This is a genomic window from Bradyrhizobium sp. IC3195, from assembly GCF_020193585.1.
In the GTDB taxonomy this organism is placed as follows: Bacteria; Pseudomonadota; Alphaproteobacteria; order Rhizobiales; family Xanthobacteraceae; genus Bradyrhizobium; species Bradyrhizobium yuanmingense.
In genome coordinates this window covers 1-20531 of record NZ_JADYVG010000032.1, presented here as the reverse complement: position 1 = coordinate 20531, position 20531 = coordinate 1, and the positions used below count along the sequence as shown (strand labels likewise).

Below are 20531 nucleotides of genomic sequence, written 5' to 3'. Positions count from 1 at the left end.
AGCCAATCGTTTCGAGGATGGAGCTCCTGAGATCAGATGCCACCCAAGCTGCCTGGATTAGCAACACGCCTCCGGAAGGAGCTGCGCGTGAGTCAGGATCTACTGAGGCGCTTCACATGGGAGATCAGATCGATCGACATATGTCTTGACGATCTTCGGTCCTACCAGGCGAATGCGCTCGGCATTACAGGTCCGCAAATGATGATCTTGATGGCGCTGACGGAACTGGAAGAAGATGATGGTGTTCCCGTCAACGCTGTCGCGAAGCTGATGAGAGTTGAATCGGGTTTCATCACCAAGCATTCCAAGGAGCTCGAGAGCAAGCGGTTCGTGCGCCGGAAGTCTGACGCGAATGATGCCCGGTACGTCCTTTTGTCGCTAACGGACGTTGCTCGCAAGAGCCTCGCGAGCATTGCAAGGCAGCAGGAAGAGCTCGAGCAGTTCGTCTTTGATTATCTCAGCATTCAGGAGTTCGCCAAACTGGCGGGCTGTTTGAGCGGGCTCAGGTCTCGGTTGGAGAAGGCTCGGCTGCACGCCGCGCTGAACTCTGAGACGGATTGAGACAATACTGGAACGAATGCGCGCCCGCGAGAGACCTTCTGAGCCGGAAAGATCCGTTTCGGACGGTGCGTCGTCCCGCTCCCGGCGGGCCGACCTACTCAAGCCCGTGCGAGCGGGCGCGCTGATGCTCTCGCGGTAGTCGGCCACGGGTCCGAACACCGCAATTGGTTGCCGGAGGACAGAGGTTCGACCTAGAACTACTCACCGCCCTCGTAGAATAGCTCGAGCGGAAGGCCGACTAGTGCCTTGCCAATCCAGTCCCGAGCAATCACATTCGACGGTCCCATGGCGATGGCTGCGCGCGCGTCGCGGAAGGCGCGCTCGATGGGTCCGCGGTGGTAGCCGTAGCCTCCCGTGACCGTAAGCGCCGCTGCGGCGACCTTGTTGGCAACCTCGGCGGCATGCACCTTGAACTCGGTCAAAGGAATCAGGATCTCACTCTGCGGCTTACCGGCCCGCCAGAGCTCATCAAGCCTTGACGCAAGCTCCAGCCGCCAGGGCCGCAACGTCTCGACGAGTACCTTTGCCGCACCTAGCTCCTGCCGGATGGCCTGGTAATCCGACAGGCTCTTGTTTCGGTCCTTATGGACGAAACTCGTGGTGTGCTTGACGGCTGCGTTCAATGCGCCGCGGGCGACGCCTTCCCAGACGGCGCCGAGGCCGATCAGATAGACCGGCGATACGCCATCGTAGATGATCTCCTTGCCCTGCCCCTCGATGCCGAGCCGGTCACGCCGCGGCACTCGCACGTTGTTGTAGCGGATAGGCCCTGAGTGATTGCCGCGGACCCCGAGCGCATCCCAGGGCTTGGATTCGATGCCCTCAGACTTGCCGTCGACGATGAAGAAGACGATGTCGGTCTGGTCCTTGGCATCCGGGCTGCGTGTCTGAACGACATAGAAATCAGCTTGGCCGGAACTCGTTGTGAACGACTTTTCTGCGTTGAGGAGATAATTGTCATCTTCGCGCGATGCCTCGGAGAGGTTGTACCACCAGTGCCCACCGGTGGCGCGCTCGCTGGTCGAATATGTGCCAAGCAGGGCGCCATTATTCGCCTTGAGCCAGCGCTCCTTCTGGTCGTCGTTACCAAACAGGCTGATCGTCTGAGCCGCGCCGACATGCATGACATAGACGAGGCCGGTCGATGCATCGGCCTGTCCGATCCGGTAAGCGGCTTCGGCAAAATCAACATGGCCAAGAGCGAGGCCCCCAAAGCGTGTTTCATTCAACACGCCGGTCCAGCCGGCTTCCGCCAATGCCCTCAGATTTTCTCTTGGAAAGCGACTTTCCAGATCATTGCGATCGGCATTGACCTTTACGGTCGCATCAATCGCGGCATCCAGCCGAGAATAGATGTCAGAATCGATCTTGCGAGCAAGATTGTCGTTAGCCATTGGTCATTCTCCCTTGTGTTTCGTCAAACTGCGACAACGGCATGGATGAGCGGTTTCTCGGCGGCGTCGGTTTGCGGCGAACCGCCGAGGTAAAGGGCCTTGATGTCGTCGCGGCTCTGCAATTCGACTGACGAGCCGGACAGCACGCTGCGGCCGCTCTCAAGCACGACCGCATGGTCGGCAAAGCGCAGCGCCACCGTCGAATTCTGTTCCGCGACCAGGATTGAAAGCCCCTGCTCGCTGTTCAGCTGCTTCAGCGTTCGGAAAATGCCCTCGACAACGAGCGGCGCAAGTCCCATCGACGGCTCGTCCAGCACCAAGAGACGTGGACGTGACATCAGCGCTCGGCCGATCGCCGTCATTTGCTGCTCGCCGCCCGATGTGAGCCCCGAGATCGACCTGCGGTGATCCTTCAGTCGCGGGAAAAGCTCGTAGATCTTGTCAAGGTCGCCGCGGATCAGGCGAGACTTTGCATCGCGGCAAATGGCGCCGGTGATAAGGTTCTCCTCGACAGTCAGCGAGGGGAAGCAATGCCGGCCCTCAAGCACCGGAACAATCCCGGCCCGGACCAGCTTCGCGGGCGATGCGGACACGATGTCGCGGCCGTCGAAGATGATGCGCCCGGCGGCCACTTGACCGCGCCGAGCCGGCAGCAGCGCCGAGATTGCCTGGAGCGTCGTCGACTTGCCGGCTCCGTTTGCGCCGAGGACGGCGACGATTTCGCCGCGGCGAACCGCAAACGACACGTCGTTTACGGCGCGAATGGCGTGGTTGTAGGTTGCCGCCAAGCCTTCGATCGAAAGCAGAACGTCACTCATGCCCCGGTTCACCCCGCCTGAAAGCTGCGGGAGCCGGGCTCCCGCAGTGACCCAGTTCCTGCCATTCCGCTACTGGCCGACCTGATCATCGCCGGAGGCGCGGATCTTGATGTTGTGCTCCTTCGCATAGGCGGCCGATGACTTCTCGATGATGGGCCGCAGGGATGCCCAATCCGGCGCGATCCAGTCCGAGACGACCTTCCACTTGCTGCCATCCCACTGCTGGAAGGTGACGCGGCCGTCCCCTTCGTGATTGTCCCAGGTGACGTTGATCGAATGGAACAGGCCCTTCGCGCCCAGCGCCTCGACCCGTGCCGGGTCGAGCTGGAGGTGCTCAAATCCCCAGCGGACCTCGTCGCCCGTCAGCGTACGCTTGCCGAACCTTGCCTGCGCGATCCGGACAGCTTCGACATTGAGGATGCCGTTTACGATTCCGAGGTTGTGATAGACGCTGCCGATGCGCTTCTTGTCCTCAAGATTGCCCTTGTTCGGGCCATAGACAGTCTTGATCACCTCCTGGAGCACGGGATATTCGGCGCCGGAGGCCTGGGTCGTGATCGCGATGTAGCCCTTGGCGGCGTCACCGGCGGGAATGACATCCTCTTCGGAGTTGGACCAGACGTTTCCGATGATGTGGTCGGCAGGGAAGCCGACCTTCTGGGCGGTCTTCAAGGCCACCGGGTTCATCGCGCCCCAGCCTCGCAAGACCACGTAATCGGGCTTGGCCCTGCGGATAGACAGCCATTGGGATTGCTGCTCGCTGCCGGGGTGCGGGACCTCGATCTGCTCCAGGCTGAAGCCGTATTTGTCGGCCAAGAGCTTATAGATCGGAATCGTCTCCTTGCCGTAGGGCGAGCCGTGATAGAGCACGACGATCTTCTTACCCTGCAGCTTGTCCGGACCGCCCTCTCTGGAGGCGATGTAGTTCACGATTCCCGACGTTTCGCTGTAGGGGTTGAGAAGCAGCGGAAAAACGAAAGGAAACACGCGGCCATCGGTGGAGTCGGTGCGGCCATGATTGATGGTGATCAGCGGCACTTTGTCCTTGGTGATGCGATCGATCATGGCGTAGGCGATGCCGACCGACAGCGGGTTCCACGCCGCAATTCCCGGACGGCTCTTCAGCCGTTCGTAAACCTCAACACCACGCTCGACCTCGTACTGGGTCTCACCCTCATCCCAGGTGAGCTTGACGCAGTTGACGCCGCCATCGCGGATGTTGATCAGATTGAGATAATCGATGAAGCCACCGAAAAACCCGGTTCCTCCCGCGGCATAGGGACCGACACGGTAGCTTTGCAGCGGAAAGAACTGTTCGTCGGCGTGCGCCGCCAACGTAGTGGCAAGGCCTACGGCGAGTGCCCCAGCCAGCGCAACCTTCAGACGTCTCATCACGTTCATTGCAAGCTCCTTTGGGTTAAGTAAAATCTCAGGTCGGACACACTGAGCGCCTGGCGGGCCGGATGGCGGCCCAGGCGCGGTCCCACAGCGCAATCAGCCCGCGCGGCTCTGCGATCAGAAAAGCGATAATGAGGCCACCAATCACGATGCGCTGGCTCATCTCCAGAACACCCGAATCGAACACGCTGCCAAGCAACGCGGCACCGATCCGCGACAATAGGAGCGGGAAGACAACGATGAAGGCAGCGCCGATGAAGGAGCCGCGCAGCGAGGCCAGGCCTCCAATGATGATGATGAACAGGATCTGGAACGAGCGATCCAGATTGAACCCGGCCGGCTCGACCGTGCGTAAATAAGCGAATGCCCAGAGCACGCCGGCAACACCAATCAGGAAGGACGAGATCGCGAAGGCGAGCAGCTTGGTGCGCAAGAGCGGCACACCAATCACCTTGGCCGCGATCTCGTGATCGCGTACCGCGATGAAGTTGCGGCCAGATTGGGAACGCAGTAGTCGGAGCGTCAGCAGGGTCAGAACGACCACGATCGTCAGCGAAAATACGTAACGTTCGGCGGGGGTCGTGAACGCGATGCTGCCGATACTGAGAATCGGCGCGTCGATCACTCCTGATGGATTGTCGTTGGAGAACCAGCTGAACTTGGTCAGCACCCACTGCACGAAGAACTGCGCGGCGAGCGTCGAAACGGCGAGGTAGAATCCGCGTAGCCGAAGGCTCGGCAGCCCGAATACGATGCCGATTGCCGCCGCCACGCCTCCGGCCAGCACCAAATCGACGAGCAGCGGCAATGCCGGGATACGAAGATGAAGATTGTAGGCGGCGTAGGCGCCGAGAGCGAGAAAGGCGGCAGAGCCGAGTGAGACCTGACCGGCATAACCAGTCAGGACGTTGAGCCCTACGGCGGCCAGTGAAAGCGCAAGAAACGGCGTGAGCACAGCGTCGAGCAGATAGTCCGTCCCCGCGAGCGGAACGATGCCGTAGGCGGCCACAATCACGAGGCCGATCCACAGCGGCTCGCTGAACAACCAGCTCGATTTGGCGGAAGGGAGAGCCAACATGCCTTACACCCTCTCGACCAGCTTCCGCCCGAACAGGCCTGATGGCCGGACCAAAAGGAGCGCAAGTGCCGCGACATAGGCGGCCCAGGCTTCGATGCCGCCGCCAAAGAATGGTCCGACATAGACCTCCGCCAGTTTTTCGATGGCGCCTACCAGAAGGCCGCCGACGATCGCCCCCGTGATCGAGTCGAATCCGCCGAGAACCAAGACCGGGAGCGCCTTCAGGACGACAAGCGACAGCGAGAACTGCACGCCGAGCCGCGCGCCCCATAGGAGCCCACCGCCCAGGGCAACGATCCCTGCCACCGTCCAGACCGCGGCCCAGACCCGTGGTAGCCGGAGCCCGACCGCCAGAGCCGCAAATTGATCATCGGCGACAGCGCGAAACGACAGCCCGGTGCGAGTGTAGCGAAAGAAGAGTGCAAACAGCGCGACCAGGCTGCCGGCGACTGCCGCCGCAAACAGGTCGAACCGGCTGATCAGCACGCCCGCCACCTCGAACGGCGTGTCGCTGATGCCAATGTCGAGGCCGTGAACTTGAGTGCCCCACAGAAGCTGGGCTACGCCCTCGATGACGTAGGAGAGCCCGAGGGTCGCCATGAAGAGGGTGATCGGCGGCTGGTTGACGAGCGGCCGCAGCACCAACCGCTCGGTGGCGATTCCCAGCACGACCATGATGACCAGCGTCGCGGCTAGTGCGGCAACGAATGGCGTGCCGCGCTCGATCAGGCTGACGAAGGTCAGGGCCGCGAACAGCAGCATCGCGCCTTGCGCGAAGTTGAGCATGCCCGAGGTCTTGTAGATCAGCACGAACCCGATTGCGACCAGCGAGTACATCACACCCGAGAGCAGGCCGCCGATCAGCACCTCAAGCAGAAACTGGTAATCGAGCATCAGATCGCAAGCTCCTTATCGTCCTCATGTGCGACGCCGAGATAGGCGTCGATCACCGCAGGATCGGCACGGACTTGATCCGGCGTTCCGTCGGCGATCTTTCGCCCGTAGTCGAGTACGGCCACGCGATCGGACAGTCCCATCACCACGCCGATGTCATGCTCGATCAGTACGATTGCTGCGCCAAAACTGTCACGAGCGTTGCGCACATGCTGCGACAGCTCTCGTTTCTCCGTGAGGGTCATGCCCGCGAACGGCTCGTCCAACAGCAGGAGCTTCGGCCGCATGCCGAGGGCCCGCGCCAGCTCGACGCGCTTCTGCAGCCCATAGGAAAGCGTTCCAGCAAGGCGGTCACGAACCTCGCCAAGATGCAGAAACCCGATCACTTCTTCCGCGGCCGCGTGGTTCTCCGCCTCCATCCGTCTCACCAGTGGCGAGCCGACGATCTGCCGTAGAAATCCAGCACGCACGCGATGCGCCAGCCCCATCAGCACATTGTCGAAAACGGAAAGTCCCTTGAAGAGCGCCAGATTTTGGAACGTTCGCGCCACACCAAGGGGGGCCAGCTTCGATGTCGGCACTTCGCGAAAGGAGTGCTCGCCAAACAACACCTCGCCGCGATCGGGCCTGTAAATTCCACTGACGATATTGAGGAGCGAGCTCTTGCCGGCACCGTTCGGCCCGATCACTGCCAGGATCTCACCCCGCGCGACCTCCAGATCGATCTTGCGTAGCGCTGCGACGCCGCCGAATGTCAGCGAAATGTTCGCAAGTCCGAGGATTGGCCGCACGGGCGCCTTGGCAGACTCGCCCGCGCCCCCGTCCAGCGCCTCCTCGCGCGTTTCTGTCGATACATCCGCGTAGCGGCGTGGAAGCATCTGCTCCAACCGATACGCCCCCGTCCCTGTCGCAATCGCCATCACGTGGCTGCCCCTCGCTTTACACCTATTCGGCAGCCTGAACGCGTACGGGCGTCCTTGCCTCGAGTTCGCGGACCAGCGGGATCACATGCTTGCCGAAATATTCGACCTCTTCCTGGAAGTGCAGGAACCCGAGCAGGATCAGGTCGGCGCCGGCATGCTTGAGCTCGATAATCCGTTCAGCGACTTGCTGCGGCGTGCCGATCAGGTTCGAGCGGAAGCCGTCGTTGTATTGAACGAGATCCTGGAAGGTGGACTTGGCCCAATTGCCCTCTCGCTCGGGGCTGGCGTTGCCGGCGTTCTGGACCTCATGGTGGAAGCCGCGAACTGCATCGGGAATCGCCTTGTCGAGGATTTCCTGCAGGACGTCCTTGGCTTCCTTTTCGGCTTTCCGGACGATGCCGAATGCATTGATTCCGATTTTGGTCTTAAAGCTCTTGCCGAAAGCCTTCTCCTTGGACCTGATGTCCTCGACCTGCGCTTTCAGCCCCTCGGGCGTATTCCCGTTCGTGAAGTACCAGTCGGACACGCGAGCGGCCATGTCGCGGGCGGCGCGCGAAGAGCCGCCCTGGAAGATCTCGGGCAGCGGATCGAGCGGTTTCGGCTTCAGCGAGTACTCGTTGAACCGATAGAAGTCCCCCTTGAGTGTGAAGCTCTCTTCCGTCCAAATCCCGCGCAGAGCATTGATGAACTCCTCCGAACGCCGGTAGCGCTCATCGTGATCGAGCCAGGGCTCTCCGATTGCGTGGAATTCACCGCGGAACCAACCGGACACAATATTCACCGCAACGCGCGCGTTGGTAAGCTGGCTGAGCGTCGCGATCTGCTTCGCCGCTACGGCCGGATTCCATGGCCCGGGAAGGAGAGCGGCGATCACCTTGAGCTTTTCAGTCGCAGCCAGCAGCGCATGCGAGAAGCTGACCGGCTCGTGCTGCTTGTCGGCTCCGTAACCCGCCGTGAATCGGATCTGACTGAGTGCGTAGTCGAAGCCCGCCTTTTCGGCGATCTGAGCGAGCTTCCGGTTGTAGTCGATGTCCCAGCTGGTACGCTGCTCGATCGAAGAAATCACGAGCCCGCCGGATACGTTCGGCACCCAGTAGGCGAATTTGATCGGTTCGTTGTTTACAGACATCCTGGTTTGTCCCTTGAGAATGACACTTACTGCGAGGTAGGCGCGGCCTGAGCGCGCAGCACCATGCGACCACGCCGATCAAGACGAACGGGCGCCGACACTGCTGTTCAGCCAGCGTTTGCGTTATTCATTTCGAGGAGCTAGAGCGATCTCAGGCCAGATCGTCTCTATGAATTAAGACGCCGCTCAGGAGCAACACGAACACAACTGGTCGACGAGCTTGCTCGGAATCAAATGCGTAACGTTGTCGAAGACGTAGTTGCGCATTGTCCGCGCTCCTGAGTGGGACCATCTCCTGATGATCAATCCTCTCAGAGATTGTTCGACCATGCGAGTCCAAGACGAACTATTTTTCGCCACGCGGGGAAAATCAGCTTCCTTTTGTTTAGCGGCGAACGCATCGTTTGTTGCTGTGTGGGTGCAAGCTGATCATTTCGTCGCCGCGCAGAAGGTCATTCAAATCGCCACGGCCCTACGGCGGCATCGGATAGCCATCTGCACCAAATACTGCGGCTTCGGCCGCTGACTGGAATATTCCAATCGCATTCGCGGCATCTGAGATCACTTGCTCTGCCGAAGAGATCGGAGACATCGAATTCGCATGGTCGGACCTGCTATTGCCGTCCAACATGCAAGCACGCTCGGCACTGGACGCAATCAAACGAACGCCCCAACGGATTCAGCGCAGAATAGGCGGAATCGAGCGAACGGCAACAAGAGCCTGGACGGCCCGCCCGTTCATCCAACGCCGTCCTTGGCTGACCTAACGACGTTCGCTCCAGCCGAATTGCCTTCCCTGTCGCTCGAAGGCGTAGATCGGATTGATACCGCAATAGGCATATGTGCCAGAGGCGGTAGCCATGCACTGGCTATAGGTTGAGAACTGGCAGTTGCCCGGATATCCCCAGGCTCGGCCCTGCAAGCAATAAACGTCTTGGCGGGTCGGTGGGGTGTACGAATGAACCCGTGAAGCGGCGGTCGAGCCTGATCCAAAGCCGACGAGGATGGGAAGTGTTAGCACTCCGATAGCGAGAACGTAGCGCATGAGATCTCTTGCCTCCGTCAATTCGCTGAAGGATAGAGGATCCGAATAAAGCGGTTTGATCTTAATCAATGGCAGATGGTGGGTCCAGTCGGACTATCGTCAGCAAGACCATCACCCGTGGGCAGAGACCCGAGCGGGACACTTGAGCAGGACGTTGGATATAAGGGTGGGGAGCAATGAGAGGGTTGGAGCGGATTATTCGACCCGTCCTCGGTCCTGGGCTAACCCGCCGGCATTTCGAAGCAGCCTTCCAGCGACACCGCCCGGCGAAACGCACCTTTTAAGCGCGACTTGGCGCCTTCGCGCAGCAGAACACTCGTACAGCAGTCAAATCTAGGATCGTTCCATTCGCTCTGAGGCGTGTTGCCGGGCACCTATCCTCGACGATCGAAGGCCAAAATTGCCTCGCCTCGACTGTTGCGCGGGCACTGCGTCACAACGACACGACTTCTTTTTCATAGATGATTGTTAAACACTGTGCAGGCATCCATGGATTGCACCCAATTTATTCGCGAGGCTCCAATTCCCTTCGCATATTCTGGTTTAGGAGTGTCGGACCATGTTTGTGAGCATCACCACAGACCAAAGATCCCGCATCAATTCGCTCAGTGAGCTCGGCATATCGAGCGGGTCAAATCCGATCGTCAGCTTGAGCGAATTCACTTACAAGAAAGGTAAGACGATCTACATCGAGAGTGACCCAGCCGAGTACGTCTATCAGGTCAGAAAAGGCGCGGTACGGACTTGCAAGTTACTCCCCGATGGACGCCGTCAGATCGGCGCATTTCATTTGCCAGGTGATATTTTTGGCCTCGAGAACGGCGTAGCCCACCGATTCACGGCGGAAGCAATCATCCAAACCACTGTTCGCCTGATCAGGCGGCAACATCTTGAGACGGTGGCCGCGACTGACGCGGTTGTCTGGCGCACCTTGCTCAGCCTGACTACGAATAACTTGCAGCACGCCGAAAACCATATGCTGCTGCTTGGACGCAAAACCGCCCTGGAGCGCGTTGCCGCGTTCTTGCACGAAATGGATGAACGGCTCACGGCTGCTGACGTTATCTCGCTGCCAATGTCTCGGCGTGATATCGCGGATTACCTTGGCCTGACCATCGAGACCGTTTCGCGTGCAGTATCGCAATTGCACAGTGATGGCGTCCTCGATTTCATCGGCAATACTCAACGCGAGATCGTGATTCTGGACCGGCAGCGGCTCGCGAGCGTTGACCTGCAAAGCTAAATCGCGGACGGCGTAAGACCCTTCGGTCGAGGCCAGGATCGCTCGCGCAGCAACTACCGGCTTTCAGATATAAATTGGTCCGCATCTCTGAGGCGCACCAGTCAGCTATCGAGCACTATTTCCTGAACGCTACGATGTGCCTTCGCACGGTGCCGGTAAGCACTGCCGGATCATACAGACAGTTGAGCCAACCGGTCAGCATTTTGGCAACCCGTCCTTTGGAATAGACGCTCAGCCGTTCTCCAGTTCTCCATCGCTGAAATGGGGCCCACGTGGTGAATGGTCATTGTTCTGCTTCTCTCCGCGCAACTCAGTAGACCGAAAATCCACGCTCACGAAGAATATTCCCCTGTCGTTGGAGAGCCAGACTGTATTTCTGCGGGATCCAAGACATTCGTTCGAGGCGGCGCGCCATTCAAGGAAAAAAATCAGCTGCGCGAAATGGGTCATCGCAGAGTCGGGGCGGCGAACGCATGACGTGGATACGATCAATGCGTAAAACTGAATGCATTCCATTCGAGAAGCGATTCGCTCCGGCCTGTGCTTGAGGGGATCGCCGCGGGGGCGGTGGAGCGCGAGCGAAACCGCGTTGTCCCGTTCGAAGCGATAAAGCTGCTCAAAGCGGCGGGGTTTGGAGCCTTGCGGGTTCCGGTCAAGTTCGGTGGTCTCGGCGCATCGCTTCGTCAGACCTTCGATCTGCTCATTGCACTTGCGCCTACGGACTCCAATCTGCCACAGGCGCAGAGGACACACTTCGACCTGCTCGAGGACTTACGCCTGAACAAGGATGAGGCCACCAAGCGCGGTGGCTCAGAGCCATCGCGAATAGTGCGATAATCGGAGTCGCGATAACAGAGTTGGGCGTCGGCGCCGGCGATCGTACCAAGCCGGATTACAGCTCAATGGCAACAAAACATTGCACGACTGGCACCCTGTACGCCGATCACGTGATCGTAGCGGCTGACCAGAGCGGCAAGCGGATCGACGTACCTCTCGATACCGGCCAGCCCCGCGTCAAGCATTCACGATGACTGGGATGGCTTTGGGCATTTTTACCCCCACCACCCGTTCAACGGTTCGATCTGCTTCTTAAAGTTGCGGATATTGGCGATCGTATCTTTGCTCTCGCTATCGACATTGAAACGGCCGCGAAGATTGTCTAACTGCGCGTCCAAATAAATCGAGAGGACATCCGCGATAGCGATATCGTCTATGTGGAGGATTCTTCGCTTTGGCTTGTGTTTAGAGCTGATGTAATCTCCTAGCTTTTCCTCCGCGGCCGCAATCTCATCTGCAGCGCAGCCTGTGCTGACATCCCGGCCGTTGTCTCTGATGATCCAGATTGCCCGGTGAGTGATTTATGCGCTCTTGTTTCGGCGGGCAGCCTTGAGCTGAAGTCGGGCGCCCTTGCTTCTTCGCGGCATAGCTCTCTCATCCGTCCGATATGAGCCAGCGTTGTAAATTCCTTGCCCGCAATCTTCTCGATAACCAGTCGATTACGGTCGCGCTCACGACGCAAACCCGCGACGGTCATTCCTCCCAAAGGAAATGCGACCTTCACAGCATCGGCAAGGCGAAGTGGAGTATCAGGTGTAATTTCAGGTTGCGTTCGACGCGGCATCGACGCCACAGCGGGGCTGTTAAAAACCGAACTAAGATGTCAGCGCCTTATTGAAAGTAAACCTTTCCTTCCTTCGATCGTAGGATTGGCAGTTTCATCGCAAAATTGACGAGACAGAGCATAACTTGAAGGAGGGACTGACCGTCACTCACTCGGCTTCTTAAGGTGGCATGCCAGAGTGAACGCAATAGCAGATCAGCTCACGGAGGCCCCGCGACATGTATTGCCCCGCGAGGCAATCCACCGCGAACTCACCGCTTTCGTTTGCGAACAGAATGTAAGAGTCCGACGTCTTCTGTCGAGCAGCTGCATGACATCGAATCCTTCGTTGCACGCACCGGGGCAACGATCGGCCATGGCGGAAGCCTCGCCTGCTATTTGCCGAAGCTGGATCAAATCCACATGCGACCGCGCGACGTTCACTGGATCAGCGACGTCAACCGCGACCGAAGCCTACTACTCCACCCTGCTCCATGAGCTGACCCATTGGACCGGCCCGGCTCATCGCTGTGACCGCAATACTTGGCGCACTGGCTGAAGACGCTCAAAACCGACAAGCGGGCGATCTTCACCGCTGCGTCGAAGGCCGGAGAGGCGACCCGTTTCTTATTAGGAACGCCTGGCTAAATGCCCGGTCTTGAGGGCAGCAGCGCCACTTCAGGCATCCGAGATTAACCCAGGCTCATTTCGCAATCTGCAGTGCCCAAGGATTGCGTCGAGCCAGGGATGAGCTAAAAGGGCGCCGCTTCGAACTGATTCGTTTCCTCGCGGCGAATCGCCCTTGATTCGCGGGCTGTGGATGCTAATGTCCGGCCGCTCGCCGTTACGCCCAATTTTCTCGCGTCTCAAGAATTTCTTGCGTTACGAGAAAACTGGGCGCACTATCTTAGTGATTGAAGAATCGTGCTACGACCTCAATTAAGAGGTGCAACACTTGGAGAATCCAGAGGATTTCATCCACTGGAGGACGCATCACACTTTTTAGAACAGGGTAGTAGACGGCCATTTCAACCTCCAACGGTTAGGGCCTAAGCCACCTTGGGCGTCGTGAGCGGCTACTCACGATGACATAAAGCCGTCGCCCTAGGCGGCGGCTTTATAGTAGCTGATGTTAACCAATTCTCAAATAGTGCGGCGATGACGTGGATGGCTGTCTGTGACAGTGCGTGCAAAAACCAAAACGGATTCTGCCTCTCCACCTAATCGTAGCAATCCCCAGAGTCTCGCTCAGGTGCTCCGCGCGATCCGGGAGAATTTCTCAGGCCGGGTTCTGACGCTGGAAGCCTTCGCGGGAAAACTCGCGAGGCTGAAATATGATTACGGGAGAGAAGCTCTCTCTCCCAAGACAATCAGTGCTTTTGAGAACAATCGTAGTCCCCTGTATTTTTGGCACATCGAACTCTACGCTAAACATCTGAGGGTGCCGACGGCTTTTGTAATCTTCCTCTCGCGCGTCAATTATGAATTCCGTGAGGTTCGGGCACGACTGAACAAGCGTCGCATCGGCGAGCCGACAGTGGACGAGTTCGAGAGCGAGGCAGCCAATGTCCTCACGATCACCAAGCGCTTTCGCGCGTTGTGCGACCACATCGACCGTAACGCCGAGGCAATCCTCGCCGAAACCTCCTACGATGCAAACAACGAGAGAGACGGCGGCATAAGCCCGAAGATGCTATTTGAGTTCTACCAAATTTTTGTTGCGGGAAGGGTCCTGCACGTCAACCAGTTGCATCTGCTTCCAACTGTCAATGACCAGGAGCGGACGGCGGAGTTCGAACCGGCGCACGACGGCCAGCTTGAACTCTTCGCGAATAGCGCCCTCCGAAGCGATGCCAAACAGGCGCAGTAAAATCCGCCCATGCCTACATCGATCACGTCCTTCTATCACGACGAGGACCTTTGGAAGGCCGACCTTCAAGACGTCTGTGCATCGGATTGTTCACGGGTCTCGTTGTTTGACCGGACGCGAAGGAAGATGAGGTCGAGAACTACTGGGCGCGCCTCAGAAGCAATGGCACAGAGGTGGCCGAGGATCGGAGGATCGATGTGATCGACGATCTCTTCGGCTTCGCCAGTCGCCTCCCCATTTGAAGGAAATCGCGGCAGTTTGCTTCGCCTAATAACCCTGTTTGGCTTACGGAGGGAACGACTGATTCATCTATTTTCTTAATCGCCTGGGTCAACTCCAGGCTCAGCAGTTCAGCGCACGGGTGGCCTCGCTCGATGTCGATCACCCATTGTCGGCTGACGCCGATCTTCGTCGTCAGGGTCGCCTGGTCGAGCTGGAGGTGTTTTCGCCTGTCGCGAATGACGGCGCCGAGATCAGCAGGTGTGCGCATGAACATAGTCCATTCGCATGTGTAAGCGATCGCTGATACCCTAAAAGGTCGGCGATCGCCAACATTTCGGGATTTCAGCAATCGCTGACATAAACATAAAGAAATGATTAGCTTCCGCCCTTCTCCGAGCAGCGCTGGAGCTTGAGACGAAGCTTCGAACCCTCAGCTTTCGGAGAAGGTTCTCTCGGTCTATTCAACAGTCCCGATCAAGGCTGTTGAAATGGCTCGAGCCAGAACTCGGCGGTTTTCTGGATTGCTCACCATTGTCGCGTGGTTGCCTGGAACCGGTACGGCACGAATAGCCCCAGCATTCACGACCCGGTCCCAGCCCTGGTTTGGCAAGTCGCTATTGGGTTGCTTGTCAGGTGGTACCCAACGACTGACGAGAGGCTCACTCGCATAGAACTGATGCATTTCAATCGCGAGCGACGGAACGCGATACGATTGTAGCGCGCGGTGAAATGTCGCGGCCCTTTGATACATTGAAACGTCACTGCGAAGATCGTGATCTGGAGCTAACGCTCCTATTTGCTGCGCCTTTTCAAGCAACTCAGAGATGGAACATGGTTCGGTGTCGCGTTCCAGAACCTCGTGATACTCATCGCGCAAGATTCCACAACGATCCAAAACAAATTCTCGCGCCAAATTCTTCAGTGATCCGTTTGAAGAAGCCGCGGGTAGACTGACATCGATGAACGCCATGAATGACACAACTTCATCAACACTCAGTAACTGCTCGGCAATTGCATAAGCCAGGATTGCACCTGATGAGTATCCAGCAAAACGGTATGGGCCACGGGGCTGGATCTGTTTAATCGCAAGAATCACCTCCGCGGCCATCGCCTCAAGAGTCGGTGGACGAATGTCATCGAAAGGGGGCCATTGCAGAGCGTAGACCGAGCAGTCTGCATCCATTTCCGCTGCCAAACCGAGGACATACGAACAATCCCCAAAACCTGTGGGGACAAAGAAGAGAGGTGGCTGCGATCCGGTCGGTCGAACGGGAATCACCGCCGTGTTACTGGGCTGCACCTGCAAACGAATCTTCGATGCAAGCTCCTTTAGAACAGGGGCTTGGAAGAGGTCGGTGGCGCTAAAACTCAGCCCAAGATTTAATGCTCGACTGAGCATCTGCACGGCGAGGAGCGAGTGGCCGCCCAGTTCGAAGAAGTGGTCGTTGCGCCCGATGCGCTCGACACCAAGGAGCTCGGCCCAGATCTGCGCCAGCGTCGTCTCGACCGCACCTTGCGGCGACTGGTAGGCCGCCAGCGCATAGGCCTGATCGGCCGGCGCCGGCAGCGCGTTCCGATCGAGCTTGCCATTCACCGTGAGCGGAAGCGCCGCTAGCCGCACGAACGCACTCGGCACCATGTAGTCCGGCAGCCGCGCACTTAAGTGCGCCCGCAAGGCGCCCGCAAGCCCGCCTCCATCGCCCTCGTCCGAGCCGGCCTCGGGCGCGCAGACCACATAGGCGATCAGATGTTTGTCGCCGGCGCCGTTCTGGCCCGCCACTACCACCGCCTCGCGCACCCAGGCGTGCTCGCAAAGCCGCGCGACGATCTCGCCCGGCTCGATGCGATAGCCGCGGATCTTCACCTGATCGTCGTTGCGGCCCAGGAACTCAAGATTGTCGTCCGGCAGATAACATGCAAGGTCGCCGGTCCGGTACAGCCGGTCGCCCTCGACAAAGGGACTGGCGATGAACCGCTCCGCGGTCAGCTCAGGGCGGTTCAGGTAGCCCCGTGCCACCCCCGCCCCGCCAATGTAAAGCTCGCCCACCGCGCCGAACGGCACAGGCGCGCCATGGCCATCCAGCAAGTACACCCGCGTGTTGGCGATTGGGCGCCCGATCGGGACCAATGACCCATTAAAATCAGCCGGGCAAGTCCAGATCGTCGCACAGACTGTTGCCTCGGTCGGGCCGTAAGCATTGACAATTGATGTTGGGGCCAGACTTCGGATGAGTTCTGGCTTCGGCAGCTCTCCAGCAAGAACGAGAACTTGCACAGCCAAACATTTCGGATCCTTGTTTGTCTGAAGCAACGCTGGGGGTAATGTCGCGTGGGTGATGGCTTCGCTTTGGAGATAATCCGATAGCTTGTTACTCGCTTGACGGATCTCTTCCGCAGGCAAGTGCAAAGCGGCTCCGGAGCCAAACGCCATAACAAGCTCCCAAGCGCTTGCATCAAAAGCAATGGAGGCGAACTGCACGACGCGGCTGTTGGAAGAAGCGCCAAAGAGGCCGACCTGAGCCGACAGCAGATTGACCAACCCTTGATGCTGGACCATGACCCCCTTTGGGGTTCCGGTTGAGCCTGAGGTGTAGATCACATAAGCGAGATGGCCCGATGTGAGGCCAAGCGTGCGCCGGTCAGGGTTTGAAGCCGCCCGTTTGGCCCAGGCGGGCGTGGCCGTCTCCACATCGATGACCGTCACATCGGTCAGCACCTCGGGGCCGAGTGCTGCGCGACCGACGACGTCGCAAAGCAGCAGCCGCGGCGCGGCATCGTCGACAACCTGATGCAGCCGCTCGCTGGGATAGGCTGGGTCCAACGGCAGATAGGCACCGCCAGCCTTGAGGATCGCCAAGACACCAACCACCATCGCCGGACTGCGTTCGAGGCAGATCGCAACCGGCTGGTCCGGCTTGACCCCGAGGGTGATCAGGTGATGCGCCAGCCGGTTGGCCCGCGCGTTGAGCTCGCCATAGCTCAGCCGCTCGTTTTCGCAGACCAGCGCCACCGCCTCCGGCGCCTTTTGCACCTGCGCCTCGAACAGCTCATGGACGCACAGGTCCGATGGATAGGCCGCCGCCGTCCGGTTCAGATCCTCCAGCAGATAGGTGCGCTCTTCAGCTGGCAAGATGTCCAACTCGCGTACCGGCGTATCCGGGGCATGCTCCAGCGCCTTTGCCATCTCCTCGAGCACCCGCTGCATGTAGCCGCAGATCCGATCCGCAGAGATAGGCTCCGCCACCTGCGCCGTCAGCCCGAGCGCCTCGCCAAAATCCTCCACCGACAGGGTCAGGGGATAGTTGGTGCGTTCCTCCTCACTCAGCCATTCCATGGCCGACAAGACATCATCCATCCCGGAGCCGGGCACAGCCGGCGCCGTGTTGTGACGGTAGTTCAAGAGCGTGCTGAACAGCGGCGCCGACGCCGCAACAGCGCTGCAGCGCTGTGCCAGCGCCAGCGAGGCATGCTCGTGCGCCAAGAGCTCGGCCAGCCGGGCGTGCGTGGTTCGCACGCTCGCCTCGACCGCTGTCCCATCAAGATCAAGCCGCAGCGCCAGGGTGTTGATGAACAGCCCCATCGTGCGGTCGGCGCCAGCGCTGCCCTGCAGGCGGCCTAACAGCACCGTGCCGAACACCACCTGCTCGCGGCCGCTGCTGCGCGCCACCACCTGTCCCCACGCCAGATGGCACAGGCTCGCCAGACTCACGCCCAGCCGCCGTGCCTGTTCGCGCAGCCTCGCTTGGAGCGCTGACGGCAGCATCCGCTGCGCCTCTCGAACCCCGCTGCCGTCGCCACGCACCTCGCTCAAGCCGAACGGCGTGGTCGGCTCGTCGATGTCTGCGAGCAGCTCCCGGAAGAACGCTTCATGCGCCTTGGCATCATCGCCGAGATGCGCCTGCGCCACCAGATTGCGGAACGGCTGTGGCTCGGTCAGCTCATGCGCCCGCCCCTCCAGCTCGGCCCGGACCTCAGCATGCATCACGTCCCGCGTCGTGTGATCCCCGATCAGATGATGCTGCAGCTCCAGCAGCAGCCAGCGCGCGCTGTCGGGCTCGCGCGCAATCATAAATCGCAGCAGTGGAGCCCGGCCAAGCTCGATGCGGTGCCGGCGGGGGTCAAACCGCTCCTTCAGCTGCTCGGCTCCAGCGCCATGAGCGCCATCCAGCTGAACCTCGATCACCTCCAGTCGCGCCTCCCGCCACACTACCTGGGCCGGCCGCGACAACCCCTCCCAGACGAACGAGGTGCGCAGAATGTCGTGCCGATCCACCACCCGCTGGACCGCGGCAAGATAGCGATCGAGCAGCCCACGCTCGGCAAACGCCATCTGCGACACCAGTAGGTATGGATCGCCCTTTGCCGCCAGCAAATGATGGAACAGGATGCCGTCCTGCAGCGGCGATAGGCCGTAAATGTCCTGGATGTTGCAAACCCCGCCGGGCACCGTGGCGATGATCCGGTCGATCTCGTCCTGCGCCAGCTCGATCAGCGGCAACATCTGCGGCGTGATCGCCGCACTTCGCTCGGTGATCAGGTTGGCCGGGACCGCCACCTCGTGATGGCGGCCCAGGCTTGCAGCCAGATCAGCCAGCACCGGCTTGACGAACAAGGTGCGCACCTCGATGCGCAGTGACCGCCGCCGTAGACGCTCGATCATCTGCACCGCCAAGAGCGAGTGCCCTCCCAGTTCGAAGAAGTTGTCGTGCCGTCCGACCCGCTCCAGCCCCAGCAGCTCGGCCCAGATCTGCGCCAGCACCGTCTCCATCTCGCCCTGTGGCGGCGCGTAGGTCCGACGCGCATACGCCTCGTCGCTGGGGGCCGGCAGCGCGTTTCGATCGAGCTTGCCATTCACCGTGAGCGGAAGCGCCGCCAGCCGCACGAACGCACTCGGCACCATGTAGTCCGGCAGCCCCGCACTCACATGCGCCCGCAAACCGCCGGCAAGATCAGATTCCTCAGCTTCGGCGGCAACGACATACGCAACGAGGCGCTGCTCGCCGCGACCATCCTCGCGCGCCACCACCACCGCCTCGCGCACGCAGGCGTGGCCGCAAAGCCGCGCGACGATCTCGCCCGGTTCGATCCGGAAGCCGCGGATCTTCACCTGCTCGTCATTGCGGCCTAAAAACTCCAGATTGCCATCCGGCAGGTAGCGTGCCAGGTCGCCGGTCCGGTACATCCGGTCGCCCTCGACAAAGGGACTGGGGATGAACCGCTCCGCTGTCAGCTCAGGGCGGTTCAGGTAGCCCCGCGCCACCCCCGCCCCGCCAATCCAGAGCTCGCCCACCGCACCGAACGGCACCAGCCCGCCATGACCATCCAGCAAGTAGACCCGCGTGTTGGCAATAGGACGGCCAATCGGGACGATGGCCTCATCAAACTCAGCCGGGCAGCTCCAGGATGTAACGTCGATCGCGGCCTCAGTCGGACCGTAGAGATTGTGCAGGGCCGTCCAGGGCAATACGCGCCGAACCGTGTACACACTGGCGGCAGGGAGCGCCTCGCCGCTGCATAAAACCCGCCGCAGCGATGTGCAGCGGTCAACACTCTTCGCATCCAAAAAGCTGACCAGCATGGATGGTACGAAGTGAACCGTCGTGATGTGCTGGCTGACGATCAAGTCGACCAATGCATCGGGATCTCTGTACGCACCGGGCGGCGCCAGTACCAGCGTTGCCCCTTCAAGCAAAGTCCAAAAGAACTCCCAGGCCGAGACATCGAAGCTAAATGGCGTCTTCTGCAACACGACGTCTGTTGGCTTCAGACCATAGGCGTTCTGCATCCAGATCAGGCGATTAACGATAGCCCGATGCTCATTCTGTGCCCCTTTGGGCGTGCCCGTGGATCCCGAAGTGTAGATCACATAGGCGAGATTGCGGGAGGTCAGGCCGAGCGCGCGCCGGTCAGGATCCGCTTCCGGCAGGCTGGCCCAGGCCGGCGCCGCAGCATCGAGCTCCACCACGCTCACATTGGCCGGCACATCCGCGCCGAAGGCGGCACGGCCAGCCACATCGGCCAGCAGCAGCGGCGGGGCCGCATCGTCGAGCACCTGATGCAGCCGCGCCGACGGATAGGCCGGGTCCAGCGGCATATACGCCCCGCCGGCCTTCAGGATCGCCAAAAGCCCCACCACCATCATCGGACTGCGCTCGACGCAGATAGCAACCGGCTGGTCCGGCCTGACCCCGAGGGCGATAAGGTGATGCGCTAGGCGGTTGGCCCGCGTATTGAGCTCGCCGTAGCTCAGCTGCTCATCTTCGCAGACCACCGCCACCGCATCCGGCGCCTTGTGCACCTGCGCCTCGAACAGCTCGTGGATGCACCGCTCCGCAGGATACGGCGCCGCCGTCCGG

Annotated in this window: 15 protein-coding genes and 1 pseudogene; 5 read left to right on the top strand and 11 right to left on the bottom strand. The window is 60.0% G+C overall.

Features of this window, described 5'->3' with window-relative positions; translation table 11 throughout:
• Nucleotides 1-87: 87 nt before the first annotated feature.
• Nucleotides 88-561, top strand: coding sequence for a MarR family transcriptional regulator (locus I6F09_RS34810; protein ID WP_225190041.1), 474 nt, complete (start codon nt 88-90; stop codon nt 559-561).
• A gap of 197 nt (nt 562-758) precedes the next feature.
• Here I6F09_RS34810 and I6F09_RS34805 read toward each other — a convergent pair whose 3' ends face one another.
• The 7 genes from I6F09_RS34805 to sfnG form a co-directional block, all read right to left on the bottom strand.
• Nucleotides 759-1955: an acyl-CoA dehydrogenase family protein gene (locus I6F09_RS34805; protein ID WP_225190040.1), complete on the bottom strand. Its 1197-nt coding sequence runs from the start codon at nt 1953-1955 to the stop codon at nt 759-761.
• A 23-nt stretch (nt 1956-1978) separates the two neighbouring features.
• Entirely contained in the window at nt 1979-2773 is a 795-nt protein-coding gene (locus I6F09_RS34800; RefSeq protein WP_225190065.1) for an ABC transporter ATP-binding protein, read from the bottom strand.
• Nucleotides 2774-2842: 69 nt separating this feature from the next.
• Nucleotides 2843-4174 (bottom strand): ABC transporter substrate-binding protein, encoded by a 1332-nt coding sequence (locus I6F09_RS34795; protein ID WP_225190039.1) that lies wholly within the window; start codon nt 4172-4174, stop codon nt 2843-2845.
• A gap of 28 nt (nt 4175-4202) precedes the next feature.
• Nucleotides 4203-5249, bottom strand: a complete 1047-nt coding sequence (locus I6F09_RS34790; protein WP_225190038.1) for a branched-chain amino acid ABC transporter permease — start codon at nt 5247-5249, stop codon at nt 4203-4205.
• A 3-nt stretch (nt 5250-5252) separates the two neighbouring features.
• Nucleotides 5253-6143, bottom strand: a complete 891-nt coding sequence (locus tag I6F09_RS34785) for a branched-chain amino acid ABC transporter permease (RefSeq protein WP_225190037.1) — start codon at nt 6141-6143, stop codon at nt 5253-5255.
• Entirely contained in the window at nt 6143-7063 is a 921-nt protein-coding gene (locus I6F09_RS34780) for an ABC transporter ATP-binding protein (RefSeq protein ID WP_225190036.1), read from the bottom strand. Before I6F09_RS34780 ends, I6F09_RS34785 begins: the two co-directional genes overlap by 1 nt.
• A gap of 25 nt (nt 7064-7088) precedes the next feature.
• A complete protein-coding gene (gene sfnG / locus I6F09_RS34775; RefSeq protein ID WP_225190035.1) occupies nt 7089-8195 on the bottom strand; it encodes a dimethylsulfone monooxygenase SfnG in 1107 nt (368 codons plus the stop codon).
• Nucleotides 8196-8493: 298 nt separating this feature from the next.
• Between sfnG and I6F09_RS34770 the strand changes: the two genes are divergently transcribed.
• Complete coding sequence (locus tag I6F09_RS34770; RefSeq protein WP_225190034.1) at nt 8494-8721, top strand: hypothetical protein; 228 nt, start codon at nt 8494-8496, stop codon at nt 8719-8721.
• A 237-nt stretch (nt 8722-8958) separates the two neighbouring features.
• Here the strand turns inward: I6F09_RS34770 and I6F09_RS34765 are convergent, their stop codons facing one another.
• Entirely contained in the window at nt 8959-9240 is a 282-nt protein-coding gene (locus I6F09_RS34765; protein WP_225190033.1) for a DUF3551 domain-containing protein, read from the bottom strand.
• Between the two features lie 559 nt (nt 9241-9799).
• Here I6F09_RS34765 and I6F09_RS34760 point away from each other — a divergent pair.
• Nucleotides 9800-10483 carry a helix-turn-helix domain-containing protein gene (locus I6F09_RS34760; protein WP_225190032.1) on the top strand — a complete coding sequence of 228 codons (684 nt, stop codon included), beginning with the start codon at nt 9800-9802 and terminating at the stop codon, nt 10481-10483.
• Nucleotides 10484-10714: 231 nt separating this feature from the next.
• On the opposite strand, the gene I6F09_RS34755 is transcribed toward I6F09_RS34760, so the two are convergent.
• Nucleotides 10715-11236, bottom strand: a complete 522-nt coding sequence (locus tag I6F09_RS34755) for a hypothetical protein (protein ID WP_225190031.1) — start codon at nt 11234-11236, stop codon at nt 10715-10717.
• A gap of 1178 nt (nt 11237-12414) precedes the next feature.
• Here I6F09_RS34755 and I6F09_RS34750 point away from each other — a divergent pair.
• Nucleotides 12415-12731, top strand: a pseudogene (locus tag I6F09_RS34750) (zincin-like metallopeptidase domain-containing protein).
• A 529-nt stretch (nt 12732-13260) separates the two neighbouring features.
• Entirely contained in the window at nt 13261-13953 is a 693-nt protein-coding gene (locus I6F09_RS34740; protein ID WP_225190029.1) for a hypothetical protein, read from the top strand.
• A 139-nt stretch (nt 13954-14092) separates the two neighbouring features.
• Here I6F09_RS34740 and I6F09_RS34735 read toward each other — a convergent pair whose 3' ends face one another.
• Together I6F09_RS34735 and I6F09_RS34730 are read right to left on the bottom strand one after the other, a co-directional pair.
• Nucleotides 14093-14443, bottom strand: a complete 351-nt coding sequence (locus I6F09_RS34735) for a hypothetical protein (RefSeq protein ID WP_225190028.1) — start codon at nt 14441-14443, stop codon at nt 14093-14095.
• Between the two features lie 189 nt (nt 14444-14632).
• The gene (locus I6F09_RS34730; protein WP_225190027.1) at nt 14633-20473 is read right to left on the bottom strand and encodes a non-ribosomal peptide synthetase; all 5841 of its coding nucleotides are present in this window, start codon (nt 20471-20473) and stop codon (nt 14633-14635) included.
• Between the last annotated feature and the right edge of the window lie 58 nt (nt 20474-20531).